Below are 15,079 nucleotides of genomic sequence, written 5' to 3'. Positions count from 1 at the left end.
ACTTATAAGCAAAATCATTAAATGAATAATAAGCTCAATGCCATTTCTACTTTTCTGCGCGTCGCTGAAGCGGGCTCGTTTTCAGCGGCTGCCCGTCAGACCGGTATTAAGCAGTCCGCCGTCAGTCAACAGATCGCGGCGCTTGAGGAATCGCTGGGTGTGGTACTGCTGCACCGTACGACGCGTACGATGAAGCTGACCGAACAAGGGGAACGCTACCGGCGTGATATGCAGCTCGTGCTGGACGCCATGGGGGAAGCGGAGAGGCGTTTACATCCTGTCGATCATAGCGTTCAGGGACGCGTCCATGTCCAGTTGCCGAGCGGCCTGGGACAGATCATTTTGCCGCATCTGCTGGCGTTACAGCGCCTGCATCCCGAACTGCATCTGATGCTTTCCCTTGATGATCGCCTTGCCGATCTGGTGACGGAGGGCGTGGATGTCGCGATACGGCTGAGCAGTGAGCCCCCGCAGGCGCACGCGGCTCGCGTGCTGGGACGGATTGAAGCTGCACTGTTTGCCGCTCCCGGTTTTCAGGCGGTACACGCGGTCAGCGAACTGGCGACGCTCCCACACGTGCGGTTCAGCGGCATTCCGCTGGATGCCCCCCTGCGCCTGATTTCTGACGAGGAAACGGTCGAGGTCAACGTGAATACCGTTTTCCGTGCCAACACCAGTGAGGCGCTGCTGCAGGCGCTGGAGTCAGGCATCGGTATCGGCGGCATGCAGCGACCGCTCGTGGCCAGGGCTCTGCAGGCGGGCACGCTGGTACCGGTGCTGCCCGACTGGCGGTTGCCCGATCGCTTCCTCTATGCCGTTTATCCTGATGCCCGCTTTATTCCGCAGCGCGTCAGAAAGGTCGTCAGCGTGATTGAGCAATTACTGCCTGAGATCGCGACCCACAACGCCACAAAATAACCGCCTTTTACCTCGCCACCGGTAAATCCGCGTACCGCGTCGTATAGGCCGGTGACAACATTTCCCGCTTCATCGCCCACGGTTTCTCAATCCCCTGCCCGGCGAACCATATCTTCCCTTTGCCGGAGTGATTGACGCTGTCGATCATCTCCATCAGCGCCGCGCTGTTGGCGCGCAGGCGATTGTCGTCAAACAGATTAAGCTGAGCGACACCGCTGCTGAAAAAGTCCGCCAGCATGACCCCAGCCTTCATATAGCGATACCCGTCGAGCCATATCCGCCCCAGCGCCTCCGTGGCGGCACGGATGATATCCCGCGAGTCATTGGTGGGCGTCATCAGGGTGACCGAAGCCTGATTACCGTAATAAATTTCGTTGTCCGCATGCGGGCTGGTGCGCACAAACACGCTGATAAAACGACAGTATTGATGCTCGCCGCGCAGTTTCTCTGCGGCGCGTTCCGCGTAGGCGCAAATCGCCTGGTGCATCTCTTCATATTGCGTAATGCGATGACCAAACGAACGGCTACAGATGATTTGCTGCTTCGTGGGGGTGTACTCTTCCAGGTCAAGACAGGGCTCGCCGCGAAGCTCGCGCGCCGTACGCTCCAGCACCACGTTAAAATGTTTGCGAATGACCCACGAGGAGGCCTCCGCCAGCTCCAGCGCCGTGGTAATCCCCATCGCGTTCAGTTTTTTCGTTATGCGCCGCCCTACGCCCCATACCTCCTCTACCGGAACCTTTGCCAGCAGTTTACGCTGCCGCTCGCGGCCCGACAGATCGACCACGCCGCCGGTACTGGCCCACCGTTTCGCCGCATAGTTGGCCAGCTTCGCCAGCGTTTTTGTCGGGGCAATGCCGACGCCAACGGTTAAGCCCGTATTTTTAAAGACCTGCGTGCGCATCTGGTGTCCGAACGCTTCCAGTGCAAGGCAGTTACCGATCCCTGAAACGTTCACGAACGCCTCGTCGATCGAGTAAATTTCTATGGCCGGAGCGAGATCGGTCAGCGTCTGCATCACCCGACTGCTGAGGTCGGCATACAATGCATAGTTTGAACTGAAGACGTAAACCCGTTCCGGAAACCGTTTTTCTTTGAATTTAAAATAGGGCTCACCCATTTTTATGCCGAACTGCTTTGCCTCCCGCGACAGTGAAATAATGCAGCCGTCGTTGTTGGACACCACCACGATGGGCTTCCCCTCCAGATCGGGGCGGAATACCTTCTCGCAGGAGGCATAGAAGCTGTTCACATCAACCAGCGCGAACATGTTTATGCGTTTTAAGCGTGTGGGTGACGACGCCGAAGATCTGCAGCTCCTCTTCGGACTGAAAGGTAATCGGCTGATAGCGGGCATTATGCGGCAGAAGTCTCAGAGCCGGGCGAGTCTGTAGCTCCTTCACCGTAAACTCACCGGCGACCGACGCCACAACGATGTCCCCATGTTCGGCATTTAACGAACGATCGACCACCAGCAGATCGCCGTCGCCAATCCCCGCGCCAATCATGGAGTCTCCACTCACCTTGATAAAATAGGTCGCACTGGGATGTCTTACTGCCAGCCGGTTAAGATCGAGACGATCCTCCACATAATCCTGAGCCGGACTGGGGAAACCACAGGCTACACGCTCTGCAAACAACGGTAATTCAATAGATTGGTTTGGATGATAAGAAAAGAGAGTGTCCATAATGCCTTTCTCGCCAGATACTGTATATAAATACAGTATTACGGATTATGGCCAGGGATCAAGGTCATTTCCGGAAGCGAACCCAAACGCGTTGAAGTGTCAGAAGATTTAAAACGCGCAAAGCCCGGAAGTGCATGTCGGGCTTTGCGCCTGTGACGATCAGTCCATCAGCGTATTCAATGTTTCCAGCGCGTCAGGCGGCAGCTGCAGTTCCCCCGCCGCGAGGTTTTGCCGCAGATGCGCCACGGAAGAGGTGCCCGGGATCAGCAGGATATTCGGAGAACGCTGCAGCAGCCATGCCAGCGCAACCTGCATTGCCGTGACGCCCAGTGAATCCGCGACAGCCTTCAGCCCGGACGATTGCAGCGGCGTAAAGCCGCCCAGTGGGAAGAACGGCACATACGCGATCCCCTGCTGCGCGAGCAGATCCACCAGCGCATCATCACCCCGGTTCACAATGTTGTACATGTTCTGCACGCACACCACCGGCACCATCTTCTGTGCTTCCGCGACCTGGGTGGCCGTGACGTTGCTCAGGCCAATATGCCGCACCAGCCCCTGCTGCTGTAATTCTGCCAGGGTGGAGAGCGGTTCAGCAATCGACCCTTCCGCTGGCCCGTGCGCGCTAAACATGATCCGCAGGTTCACCACGTCCAGCACGTCCAGCTGCAGATTACGCAGGTTGTCATGCACCGCCTGCGTCAGCTCCTGCGCGGAAAAGGCCGGCAGCCAGGCGCCTTTGTCGTTGCGACGGGCACCAATCTTGGTGACGATCGTCAGATCGTCCCGATAAGGATGAAGCGCCTCGCGGATCAGCTGGTTGGTGACATGAGGGCCATAAAAATCACTGGTATCAATGTGGTTCACCCCCGCCGCCACGGCCTCGCGTAACACGTCCAGCGCGGCCTGCTTATCCTTCGGCGGCCCAAAGACGCCCGGCCCGGCCAGCTGCATCGCGCCGTAGCCCAGCCGTTTCACCGTCCGCGTCCCAAGCGCGTATGTCCCGCTTTTATCAATGCTGCTCATGTTGACCTTCCTCATAAAAATGATCCGGATTTACAACAGGTTCCCTCTGGGAGCCTTTAGTTAAGCGCGAGTTAATTAAAGTTTACATTCTCTACGACGATAGTAATGAAGTAACCCTGCATCTTCTCTAACGGACGACCGCTATGCTGAAAAATCTGCACGTGATTACCGGTATTATCTTTGCCCTCACCATATTCTGTCTGCTGCAAGTTGTCACGGGAGGGTTGTTCTACTCTGCCGTCAGCAACGATCGCCATAACTTCCAGAACTCCGGCGTGCTCAACGCCCAGCAGGAAAGCCTGAGCGACAGCGTGAACACGCTGGTGAAAACGCGCGTCACCGTCACCCGCGTGGCGATCCGCTATCTGAAAAACCAGCGTGACCCGGCTTCCCTTGCGGCGATCAATAAACTGCTGGGCACCGCAAGCGACTCGCTGGCAAAAGCCGAAGCCTATAACAAAGAGTGGCAGAAACTGCCGCAGGTTAAGGGCCAGGAGGCGGCATTGACCGACGAGATGCAGAAATCCTGGAACCAGATGCACGAAGTCATGCGTTTATCGATTGAGTATCTGCGCGCCGATAACTATCAGGCCTATGGCGATCTGGACGCGCAGCAGGCGCAGGACGATATGGAAGCGGTCTATAACCGCTGGCGCGCCGAAAACAACACCCTGCTGAAGGCCGCAACCGAAGAGAATCAGAGCAGCTTTACGCAGATGCAGTGGACGCTGGCGGCAATTCTGCTGGCCGTTATCGCGGTTCTGGTGGTCATCTGGCAGGGTTTACAGCACCTGCTGTTAAAACCACTCCACTCCATTATGAACCATATTCGCGCCATTGCAGGGGGCGACCTGACGCAGGATATCGCTATCTCGGGCCGCAATGAGATGGGTCAACTGGCCGCGGGTCTGCATGAGATGCAGCAGTCGCTGGTAACCACCGTCAGCGCCGTGCGCGGAAGCACCGATTCCATCTACACCGGCGCAGGCGAAATTGCCGCAGGAAGCAATGATCTTTCCGCCCGTACCGAGCAGCAGGCCGCCTCGCTCGAAGAGACCGCCGCCAGCATGGAAGAGCTGACCGCGACGGTTAAACAGAACTCCGATAACGCCCGTCAGGCCACGCTGCTGGCGAAAAACGCCTCTGAAACGGCCGCGCGCGGCGGTCACGTCGTGGATAACGTGGTTCGCACCATGAACGAAATCGCCGACAGTTCGCAGCAAATTGCGCATATTACCAGCGTGATCGACAGCATCGCGTTCCAGACAAACATTCTGGCGCTTAACGCCGCGGTGGAAGCGGCACGCGCCGGGGAACAGGGGCGTGGCTTTGCGGTTGTCGCGGGCGAGGTCCGTACGCTGGCGAGCCGCAGCGCGCAGGCGGCGAAAGAGATCAAAGGGCTTATCGAGAACTCCGTCAGCCGGGTGAATACCGGTTCTGAGCAGGTTAGCGAGGCGGGCACCACCATGAAGGAAATCGTCGCCGCTGTTACCCGCGTGACCGATATCATGGGCGAGATTTCCTCTGCCTCTGACGAGCAGAGCCGCGGCATTGAGCAGGTGAGCCTGGCCGTTTCGCAGATGGACAGCGTGACGCAGCAAAACGCCGCGCTGGTGCAGGAGTCCGCCACGGCGGCAGCGGCGCTGGAAGATCAGTCCGAACAACTGCGCCAGGCGGTAGCCGCGTTTCGTCTGAACGGCAAAGAAAAAGCAGTAGCTCCACGTCCGGCCAGCGTGAAGACGCCTCAGCTGTTGCGCCCGGCAACCGCAAACGCCGCCACCGACAACAACTGGGAAACCTTCTGAGTTTCAGGCGGGCGAGAATATCGCCCGCTAGCGGCTGCGCTTGGCGTGCCGCTCCCAGTTCTCCTGTTTTGCTTCATCGGATTTACGCAGTGAAACGTAGCATGCCCCGCTGCCGCCGTGATGCGGCAGCGCCACGCAGAAGGCCTGTACATCCTCGAACTCGGTTAACCAGCGCGCCAGATAGCTGCGCACCACATTAGGATGTGAGTTCTGCTCCCGCCCTTTCCCGTGAATGATAATCAGATTGCGTAACCCGTCACGTCTGGCCTGGCAGATAAAAGAATAGAGCATCTGACGGCAGCGTTCGGCGGGCTGGCGCAGGAGGTTTAAGCTGGCCTGGCGGGCATATTTACCCGAACGCAGCTTATCGATAACGCCCTGCTGCACCCCTTCGCGCTGGAACGCCAGCGGTTCTTCCAGGGGAAGAAGGTCTAGAAAATCCAGCGTCAGGAAGTTATCCAGCTGTTCACTATTCACCTCCTGGCGCGTCCGCGTATTGCGGCTGGGCTGCCAGTGAATATCCGGGCCACGCTTCAGCGGCTGGACATCTTCCATGGCGTCAAGAAAAAAGGATTTGTCGTCAGGGTTCATGGATATCCTCCGGCTACAACTGAGGACGGTACTATACCTGCGCCCGAGACAGGCCTCAATCACCGTTACAGGCCGTCGTGCGCAACAAATATTAACCTGATGAATATATATAGTATTTATAAAATAAAGTTAAATATGACTTAACTAAAATTTCAGCAAAGATAAAATAAGTGATTTGTGTTAAATTTTCGTAAAATCAAACACTCAATATCCTTTCATTTTGCGGGAAAGGTGTTATACCTAAATATACCTGCTTCATGGATATAATACTCAGGATTGGCGAAAGGACGCACTGCTGTGTGTACTGGAGGATCTGTCTGATGTCGGGCAGATCCTGTTTTTTTTATTATCTCACTTTCACGCCACGATTATTTTCCTCGCTTCCCGCCTGAACTGTGTAATTAATGATTCAGCCAGGGGCGTCTGACGTGAATCGCGGCGCTGAATTAAATAATATGCTGCTTTCGGAAGCGATTCGACAACCGGCAGCATGACCAGGCGGTGCGCCAGCAGCGGGTCACACCCTAGCTCCTGCGGCAATATGCTTAGAAAATCACTTTGCGCAACCAGGCTAATACAGGAGGAAAAGGTTTCGCAGACCACACCGATTCGCGGTATTTGCGAGCGATGGCTAAATACCTCTTCTAACTGCTTATAATAACTTCCCCGCGGCGTCGGCATTGTCCAGTTATAATGCAGAAGTTCATTAATCGACGTTGCCCCTGTTGCCGGATGCCCTTCGCGACAAAATACCGCAAACGGCTTCTCGAAGAGTTTTTCAAACGTAAATTCCTGGTCGTAAGGTCCCTGATAATAGGTGTTGATGGTGAAGTCCAGTTCGCCCTGCCGTAATTCGTTAATCATCGACACCAGCTGTCCTTCCATTATCCGCACTTTGACCTGCGGATGTTGGGCATGAAAGCGGGTGATGACGGCGGGCATCAGACTGCGCGAAACGCTGGCCCCCATCCCGATGTTGATCTGCCCGGCCTGTTCCCCCTGCCGCTGCCGAATGTCATCCTGCGCCGCTCGCAGCTCTTCCAGAATTAGGCGGGCGCGCTGGTAAAAGCCCTCGCCGCATTCGGTCAACGCGACGCCCTTACTCCTGCGCACGAAAAGCTGCGCCGCCATGCCCTCCTCCAGCTCTTTGATGGATTTGGTCAACGCCGGTTGGGAAAGATTCAGCGTCCTGCTGGCACCGCGAATGCTGCCCTGACGAGCAACTTCAACAAACGCCCGGAGATGATGGAATTTAACCTGAAATGACATAGCCCGACCGATAACCGTTGTTTATCAGAGTAAAGAAACTGTCATCTACTTTACTGGAAAGGGATGTGCGAGGGTAATTCCTGAACGGTTAAAACTGTGAAAAATCGGTTAGTGATAAGTAAAAACTATCACAGCGTGAAGCAGTTCACATATTTTAATGATGACAGGAACAGATATGGACACACTGGCGCACTACATCCAGACGTTAACCCCGCAGCTGAGCGCGTGGCGTCGCGATTTTCACCATTTTGCGGAATCCGGCTGGGTAGAGTTTCGTACCGCCGCGAAAGTCGCGGAGACCCTGGACTCGCTGGGTTACGCGCTGGCGATGGGGCGCGACGTCGTCGATGCCGAAAGCCGGATGGGGCTGCCCGATGACGCGACCCTGGCGCGAGAATTTGCCCGCGCGCGCAAGCAAGGCGCGCCTGAGAAATGGCTGGCGCCGTTTGAAGGCGGCTTTACCGGCATTGTTGCCACCCTGAATACCGGCCGCCCTGGCCCAACCGTGGCGTTTCGCGTGGACATGGACGCCCTTGATTTAAGCGAAGCGCTCGAGGACAGCCATCGCCCGTTCCGCGACGGGTTTGCCTCCTGCAATCCGGGAATGATGCACGCCTGCGCACACGACGGCCACACTACCATTGGTCTGGGGCTGGCACAGGTGCTTAAGCAGAATGAAGCCCGGCTGAACGGCACCATCAAGCTGATCTTCCAGCCTGCCGAAGAAGGAACGCGCGGCGCGCGCGCCATGGTTGCCGCCGGGGCGCTGGATGACGTGGACTATTTCACGGCCATTCATATTGGTACTGGCGTGCCTGCCGGGACGGTAATCTGCGGCAGCGATAACTTTATGGCCACCACCAAGTTCGACGTGAGCTTTACCGGCGTGGCCGCACACGCGGGCGGTAAACCGGAGGACGGCCGTAACGCCCTGCTCGCCGCCGCGCAGGCCGCCCTCGCCCTGCACAGCATCGCCCCTCACAGCGACGGCGCATCCCGGGTAAACGTCGGCGTGATGCAGGCGGGCAGCGGACGCAACGTGGTCCCCGCGAATGCGCTGATGAAGGTTGAAACCCGCGGTGAAAGCGAAGCGATTAATCAGTATGTCTTTGAACGCGCGCAGGCGGTGATTACCGGCGCAGCGGCGCTCTACGGCGTGAGCGCGGAGATGCGCCTGATGGGGGCAGCCACCTCCAGCGCGCCGACGCCGGCCTGGGTTGATTATCTGCGCGAACAGGCGAGCCAGGTTTCCGGGGTTGTTCACGCCATCGATAAGGTGAAAGCCCCGGCCGGATCCGAAGACGCCACGCTGATGATGGCCCGCGTGCAGCAGAACGGCGGCATGGCGTCCTATATGGTGTTTGGCACGGATTTGAGCGCCGGACATCACAACGAAAAATTCGACTTCGATGAGCAGGTGATGCCTGTCGCCATCGAAACGCTGGCGCGAACTGCGCTGAATTTCCCGTGGACGCGAGGTGTGTAATGCAGGAGAACTACGCTTTTATTGCCGATGCGATCGATACGCGATGTCGGACGTTAACCGATATTGCCGACGCGATCTGGGATCGCCCCGAAACCCGTTTTGAAGAGTTCTGGTCCGCCGAACGGCTGGCCAGCGAGCTGGAAGCCGAAGGCTTCACGCTGACCCGCGAGGCAGGCGGTATTCCAAATGCCTTTATCGCCAGCTTCGGCAGCGGAAAACCGGTTATCGCCCTGCTGGGCGAGTACGACGCGCTGGCCGGGTTAAGCCAGCAGGCACACTGCGCGACCGCGCAAACCGCCACGCCGGGGGCTAACGGCCACGGCTGCGGACATAACCTCTTAGGCACCGCGGCGCTTGCGGGCGCGGTGGCGGTGAAAAGCTGGCTGGAGCAGCACGGCGGCAGCGGAACGGTGCGTTTTTACGGCTGTCCCGGTGAAGAAGGCGGCTCCGGGAAAACCTTTATGGTGCGCGAAGGGCTGTTTGATGATGTCGATGCCGCCGTCACCTGGCACCCGGAAGCCTTTGCCGGGATGTTTAACGTCAGCACGCTGGCGAATATTCAGGCCGCCTGGCGTTTTCACGGCGTGGCGGCGCACGCGGCCAACTCCCCTCACCTGGGACGCAGCGCGCTGGACGCCGTGACGCTGATGACCACCGGCACCAACTTCCTTAACGAACACATCATCGAGAAAGCGCGCGTCCATTACGCCATTACCGATACCGGCGGGATTTCGCCCAACGTGGTGCAGGCGCAGGCCGAGGTGCTGTACCTGATCCGCGCCCCGGAGATGGCGGATGCGCAGCAAATCTACGAGCGCATCGAGAAAATTGCCCAGGGCGCGGCGATGATGACCGAAACCACCGTCGAATGCCGCTTTGATAAAGCCTGCTCCAGCTACCTGCCGAACCGCACGCTTGAGGCGGCGATGTATCGCGCCCTGCAGCACTACGGCACGCCGGAGTGGACCAACGAGGAGCGAGAGTTTGCCCGCGAGATCCGCGCCACGCTGACGCCCAACGATTTGCAAAACAGCCTGAAAAATATTGCCGCCACGGGTGGCGAAGCGGGTAAAGCGTTTGCCCGTCGTCATCAGGCGACGCTGCTGGTGGATGAAGTCGCGCCTTATACCGTCACCGACAACGTGTTGGCAGGTTCAACCGACGTGGGTGACGTCAGCTGGAAAATGCCGGTCGCACAGTGCTTCAGCCCCTGCTTTACCGTCGGCACGCCGCTGCACACCTGGCAACTGGTATCTCAGGGGCGAACCTCTATTGCCCACAAAGGCATGCTGCTGGCCGGGAAAGTGATGGGCGCGACCGCGCTCAATCTGCTGCAGGACGCCGCGCTGCTGAAAAAATGCCGTGAAGAGTTCGAACAACAAATACAAGAAAAACCGTACGTGTGTCCGATCCCAGGAGGCGTGACACCGTCACCTTTAAAATAAAAAAACACAACACAACAACACAACAACACAACAGTCCCGAGGAACGCCCATGAGTATGTCATCCATACCTTCGCATTCCCCATCCGGTAAGCTCTATGGCTGGGTTGAAAGGATCGGCAATAAAGTGCCGCACCCTTTCCTGCTTTTTATCTATTTGATTGTGATTTTGATGGTCGCCACCGCCGTGCTCTCCGCCTTTGACGTCAGCGTGCGCAGCCCAGCCGACGGGAGCCTGGTGGCGGTGAAAAACCTGCTGAGCATTGAAGGGCTACACTGGTTTTTACCCAACGTGATTAAAAACTTCAGCGGATTTGCCCCGCTCGGCGCCATTCTGGCGCTGGTGCTGGGCGCCGGGCTGGCTGAACGCGTCGGCCTGTTGCCTGCATTGATGGTGAAGATGGCTTCTCACGTCAGCGCGCGCTACGCGAGCTACATGGTGCTGTTTATCGCCTTCTTCAGCCATATCTCCTCCGACGCCGCGCTGGTGATCATGCCGCCGATGGGGGCGCTGATCTTCCTCGCCGTCGGGCGCCATCCCGTGGCGGGGCTGCTGTCCGCGATTGCAGGCGTGGGCTGCGGCTTTACCGCCAATCTGCTGATCGTGACCACCGACGTGTTGCTCTCGGGCATCAGTACGGAGGCGGCGAAAACCATTGATGCGGCCATGCACGTCAGCGTGATCGACAACTGGTACTTTATGGCAAGCTCGGTGATTGTCCTGACGATTGTCGGCGGGCTGATTACCGATAAGATCGTCGAGCCGCGGCTGGGTAAATGGGAAGGCCGCAGTGATGAAAAGCTGGAAACCCTGAGCAAAGAGCAGCGCTTCGGCCTGCGCGTGGCGGGGATTGTCTCGCTGGCGTTTATTGCCGCGGTGGCGCTGATGGTGGTACCGGAAAACGGCATATTGCGCGATCCGGTTAAACATACCGTCCTGCCCTCGCCGTTTATTCAGGGCATCGTGCCGCTGATTATCCTTTTCTTCTTTGTTGTTTCGCTCGCCTATGGTATCGCCACCGGTAAAATCCGTCGCCAGGGCGATCTGCCGCAGCTGATGATCGAGCCGATGAAGGAGATGGCGGGCTTTATCGTGATGGTATTCCCGCTGGCCCAGTTTGTGGCGATGTTTAACTGGAGCAACATGGGCAAGTTTATGGCCGTGGGCCTGACCGACGCGCTGGAGGCGGCCGGGTTAAGCGGCGTACCGGCGTTTGTCGGCCTGGCGCTGCTCTCCTCCCTGCTGTGCATGTTTATCGCCAGCGGTTCCGCCATCTGGTCGATTCTGGCCCCGATCTTCGTGCCGATGTTTATGATGCTGGGGTTCCACCCGGCTTTCGCGCAGATCCTGTTCCGCATCGCGGACTCTTCGGTCATTCCGCTGGCGCCGGTTTCGCCGTTTGTTCCGCTGTTTTTAGGCTTCCTCCAGCGCTATAAACCCGAGGCCAAACTGGGTACCTACTATTCGCTGGTTTTACCCTACCCGCTTATCTTTTTAGGGGTATGGCTGGTGATGCTGGTGGCATGGTATCTTGTCGGCCTGCCGATTGGACCGGGGATTTACCCGAGGCTGAACTAAAGGAATGAGGATGCTGAGATTACTCGAAGACAAGATTGCGACGCCGCTTGGCCCGCTGTGGGTGATCGCGGACGAGCAGTTTTGTCTGCGCGCCGTTGAGTGGGAAGAGCACAGCGACCGCATGGAAGAACTGCTTGCGATTCACTACCGCTCACAGGGGTATGAACGTATCCGCGCCACCAATCCGGGTGGACTGAGCGACAAGCTAGCGGCGTACTTCGAAGGCGATCTCAGCATCATCGACACGCTGCCCACCGCCACGGCAGGCACCCCTTTTCAGCGCGAAGTGTGGCAGGCGCTGCGGGCCATTCCCTGCGGACAGGTGATGCATTACGGCCAGCTCGCGGAGCAGTTAGGTCGCGCAGGGGCCGCACGCGCCGTAGGCGCCGCGAACGGCTCTAATCCGGTCAGCATCGTGGTGCCTTGCCATCGCGTTATTGGCCGCAACGGTACCCTGACCGGCTATGCCGGTGGCGTGCAGCGAAAAGAGTGGTTACTGCGTCACGAAGGGTATCTTTTGCTCTAGTTCCCAGGCTTTTTGTGCTTAATTTTCTACCGGTTAGGCTAAAAATCCATAATCAAGCTGTGGAATTTCAAGAAGATGGCGACGCATTGTCGTCTCTTGTCCTTATTGAGGGTTTGTCAGGCTTACGTACTTACCAAAAAGATGTTAAAATTGACCAATATCAATTAAGGCTTGAGCAAACCTATGATCCCGGAAAAGCGAATTATACGACGCATTCAGTCTGGCGGTTGTGCTATCCATTGCCAGGATTGCAGCATCAGCCAGCTCTGTATCCCGTTTACCCTGAATGAGCATGAACTCGATCAGCTTGATAATATCATCGAGCGTAAAAAGCCTATTCAGAAAGGGCAGACGCTGTTTAAAGCGGGAGACGAACTGAAATCGCTCTATGCTATCCGTTCTGGCACCATCAAGAGCTACACCATCACCGAGCAGGGTGATGAGCAGATCACCGGCTTCCATCTGGCGGGTGACCTGGTAGGCTTTGATGCCATCGGTACGGGCCATCACCCGAGCTTTGCTCAGGCACTCGAAACCTCGATGGTTTGCGAAATTCCGTTTGAAACCCTGGACGATCTGTCCGGCAAGATGCCTAACCTGCGTCAGCAGATGATGCGTCTGATGAGCGGTGAGATCAAAGGCGATCAGGACATGATTCTGCTGCTTTCTAAAAAGAACGCAGAGGAGCGTCTGGCCGCGTTTATCTACAACCTCTCCCGCCGCTTCGCCGAGCGTGGCTTCTCGCCGCGTGAATTCCGGCTGACCATGACGCGTGGCGATATCGGTAACTACCTGGGTCTGACCGTGGAAACCATCAGCCGTCTGCTGGGTCGTTTCCAGAAAAGCGGGATGCTGGCCGTTAAGGGTAAATATATCACTATCGAAAACGGTGAAGCGCTGGCCGTTCTTGCCGGGCACGCCCGCAACGTGGCGTAAACGCCTTACGTATACAGCCAGACCGATAAATTTTCCTGATTTAGCGGTCTGGCCTGTCACCCCGTCCTTTATCTGACCTTTTCACCGTAGCACGTCCCCACACAGCACCCAAAAGGTTCTCGTTGAGGTTATGAATTGAGAGAAAGTTTGTTTTTCGTTTCAGTCGTGATTGCCTCCGTGACCTTTATCTTCATCTGGATCATGCTTGTCGGCCCAATGAAGGGGGAGGAAAAAACCTACGTTCAGGATTCCACGACCTTTGCGATAGCGGTGATGGTGCTGCTGTTTATTGCGTTTGTTGCGGTAACGACCACGGTGCTTTTCCTCTGATAAATTTTCATGAATTATTGAGTGCAAATCATATTTTCCACACGCTCAATAACTTAGATGAATATCAATAAGATACCCCCAACAGCATAAGGATAATGTCGGAGTATATCGGTTAATTTGTCGCCCCCAAATTAGCCCACAAGAGTAAACCGCCCCCAAATCCGCCCCCAAAGCCCTCATCTTTTGCGTAGCTACTTCCAGTTTCGCGAAGCCCTGCTTTACCGCCTCTCCGATTTACATCATCATGCCCCTGTTTCAAAATCATAGACTTCCGGTGCGCACCTCTTTTTTCTCCCTGCCCTATACTTTCAGTCTGACTGACTGGAGGTTTCTATGTGTGGACGTTTTGCACAAGCCCAAACCCGTGAAGAATATCTTGCTTACCTGGCCGATGAAGCCGATCGCGATATAGCATACGACCCGGAACCCATTGGCCGGTACAACGTCGCACCAGGTACCAAAGTTCTGCTGCTGAGCGAACGCGACGAGCAGCTGCATCTTGATCCGGTTCTATGGTCCTACGCGCCCGGATGGTGGGATAAACAGCCGCTAATTAACGCGCGCGTCGAGACGGCGGCCACAAGCAGAATGTTCAAACCTCTCTGGCAGCATGGCCGTGCGATATGCTTCGCCGATGGATGGTTCGAATGGAAAAAAGAAGGCGACAAGAAACAGCCCTACTTCATCCATCGCGCCGACGGCCAGCCGATATTTATGGCGGCGATCGGCAGCACGCCGTTCGAGCGTGGCGATGAAGCAGAAGGTTTCCTGATAGTGACGTCTGCAGCTGACAAAGGTCTGGTCGACATTCACGACCGTAGGCCACTGGTTCTGTCACCGGAAGCAGCCAGGGAGTGGATGCGTCAGGATATCGGCGGGAAAGAAGCTGAAGAGATAGTGGCCGACGGCACCGTGCCTGCCGACAAGTTTATCTGGCACGCCGTTACGCGCGCCGTGGGAAATGTGAAGAACCAAGGGCCGGAGCTAATCGAGGCATCAAGATAGTAAGGTCAAAAGAGACCTGTCACGTCCGTAATGAGCGAGAAGCGGACAAAATAGAGATGATTATTCGACAATGTTTACGTCTAGTTCCGGTTGTTTGTAGTCCAGGGCATAACTTTTGTTAGAAAACCAATTTTAATGTTTGTTGAAAGCTGGTTGCTCCGAGACGCAACACCTATTGTCAACTTGCAGGTGAATTAATAACAGAAGGCCTATCCAATGCGTGTTATAAGCGAGTTAGAAAATCTCCACACTGGTGGTTTAGAGGCAAGCCATGAAATTACGAATCACAAGAGCAATCGGGCGCAGCAAGTTCTCGCCACGTTGGGTTAAGGTTATCTGTTTACGGTTAACAAAAAATTGTATTGAGCGCTCCCTCAATGCTCTTCTGGCCAACATTGATGAATCTGAACTCTCTCCGGAGCAAGTCAAAGCATTGAGGGAACGCGTTGACAGGATTAACCTAGCAAGGAGTAATGGA

14 protein-coding genes are annotated in these 15,079 nt (G+C 56.4%); 9 read left to right on the top strand and 5 right to left on the bottom strand.

What is annotated here, in order from left to right:
* Positions 1-21: 21 nt before the first annotated feature.
* The gene (locus tag ACMGGQ_RS08255) at positions 22-918 is read left to right on the top strand and encodes a LysR family transcriptional regulator (protein WP_420289836.1); all 897 of its coding nucleotides are present in this window, start codon (positions 22-24) and stop codon (positions 916-918) included.
* A 7-nt stretch (positions 919-925) separates the two neighbouring features.
* Here ACMGGQ_RS08255 and umuC read toward each other — a convergent pair whose 3' ends face one another.
* The 3 genes from umuC to ACMGGQ_RS08240 all read right to left on the bottom strand — a co-directional run bounded on the left by umuC (position 926) and on the right by ACMGGQ_RS08240 (position 3,632).
* A complete protein-coding gene (gene umuC, locus ACMGGQ_RS08250) occupies positions 926-2,188 on the bottom strand; it encodes a translesion error-prone DNA polymerase V subunit UmuC (RefSeq protein WP_045910358.1) in 1,263 nt (420 codons plus the stop codon).
* The gene (gene umuD, locus ACMGGQ_RS08245; RefSeq protein ID WP_045910357.1) at positions 2,172-2,606 is read right to left on the bottom strand and encodes a translesion error-prone DNA polymerase V autoproteolytic subunit; all 435 of its coding nucleotides are present in this window, start codon (positions 2,604-2,606) and stop codon (positions 2,172-2,174) included. The genes umuC and umuD overlap by 17 nt, the downstream gene beginning before the upstream one ends.
* Before the next feature lie 159 nt (positions 2,607-2,765).
* Positions 2,766-3,632: an aldo/keto reductase family oxidoreductase gene (locus ACMGGQ_RS08240; protein WP_039025407.1), complete on the bottom strand. Its 867-nt coding sequence runs from the start codon at positions 3,630-3,632 to the stop codon at positions 2,766-2,768.
* Positions 3,633-3,775: 143 nt separating this feature from the next.
* On the opposite strand from ACMGGQ_RS08240, the gene tcp reads away from it, so the two are divergent.
* Positions 3,776-5,437: a methyl-accepting chemotaxis citrate transducer gene (tcp, locus tag ACMGGQ_RS08235; protein WP_045910356.1), complete on the top strand. Its 1,662-nt coding sequence runs from the start codon at positions 3,776-3,778 to the stop codon at positions 5,435-5,437.
* 27 nt (positions 5,438-5,464) lie between these two features.
* Here the strand turns inward: tcp and smrA are convergent, their stop codons facing one another.
* Both smrA and ACMGGQ_RS08225 read right to left on the bottom strand, forming a co-directional pair.
* Positions 5,465-6,028 carry a DNA endonuclease SmrA gene (smrA, locus tag ACMGGQ_RS08230; protein WP_252073406.1) on the bottom strand — a complete coding sequence of 188 codons (564 nt, stop codon included), beginning with the start codon at positions 6,026-6,028 and terminating at the stop codon, positions 5,465-5,467.
* Positions 6,029-6,385: 357 nt separating this feature from the next.
* Entirely contained in the window at positions 6,386-7,297 is a 912-nt protein-coding gene (locus ACMGGQ_RS08225; RefSeq protein WP_023292606.1) for a LysR family transcriptional regulator, read from the bottom strand.
* Positions 7,298-7,472: 175 nt separating this feature from the next.
* Here ACMGGQ_RS08225 and ACMGGQ_RS08220 point away from each other — a divergent pair, with 175 nt between their 5' ends.
* The 7 genes from ACMGGQ_RS08220 (at position 7,473) to ACMGGQ_RS08190 (ending at position 14,601) form a co-directional block, all read left to right on the top strand.
* Positions 7,473-8,783, top strand: coding sequence for a M20 family metallo-hydrolase (locus ACMGGQ_RS08220; RefSeq protein WP_420289835.1), 1,311 nt, complete (start codon positions 7,473-7,475; stop codon positions 8,781-8,783).
* A complete protein-coding gene (locus ACMGGQ_RS08215; RefSeq protein WP_420289834.1) occupies positions 8,783-10,228 on the top strand; it encodes a M20 family metallopeptidase in 1,446 nt (481 codons plus the stop codon). Before ACMGGQ_RS08220 ends, ACMGGQ_RS08215 begins: the two co-directional genes overlap by 1 nt.
* Positions 10,229-10,277: 49 nt before the next feature.
* A complete protein-coding gene (abgT, locus tag ACMGGQ_RS08210; protein ID WP_045910351.1) occupies positions 10,278-11,804 on the top strand; it encodes a p-aminobenzoyl-glutamate transporter in 1,527 nt (508 codons plus the stop codon).
* 10 nt (positions 11,805-11,814) lie between these two features.
* The gene (gene ogt, locus ACMGGQ_RS08205; RefSeq protein ID WP_048222832.1) at positions 11,815-12,330 is read left to right on the top strand and encodes a methylated-DNA--[protein]-cysteine S-methyltransferase; all 516 of its coding nucleotides are present in this window, start codon (positions 11,815-11,817) and stop codon (positions 12,328-12,330) included.
* A 183-nt stretch (positions 12,331-12,513) separates the two neighbouring features.
* Complete coding sequence (gene fnr, locus ACMGGQ_RS08200; RefSeq protein ID WP_006174991.1) at positions 12,514-13,266, top strand: fumarate/nitrate reduction transcriptional regulator Fnr; 753 nt, start codon at positions 12,514-12,516, stop codon at positions 13,264-13,266.
* 135 nt (positions 13,267-13,401) lie between these two features.
* Entirely contained in the window at positions 13,402-13,596 is a 195-nt protein-coding gene (locus ACMGGQ_RS08195; protein ID WP_044596726.1) for a hypothetical protein, read from the top strand.
* A 333-nt stretch (positions 13,597-13,929) separates the two neighbouring features.
* A complete protein-coding gene (locus ACMGGQ_RS08190) occupies positions 13,930-14,601 on the top strand; it encodes an SOS response-associated peptidase (RefSeq protein WP_252073409.1) in 672 nt (223 codons plus the stop codon).
* Positions 14,602-15,079: the final 478 nt, after the last annotated feature.

The organism is Enterobacter sp. BNK-13, from assembly GCF_048685015.1.
Lineage (GTDB): Bacteria > Pseudomonadota > Gammaproteobacteria > Enterobacterales > Enterobacteriaceae > Enterobacter > Enterobacter quasiroggenkampii.
Note: the sequence above shows the minus strand (reverse complement) of the source record. Positions and strands in the feature narration are given on the sequence as shown.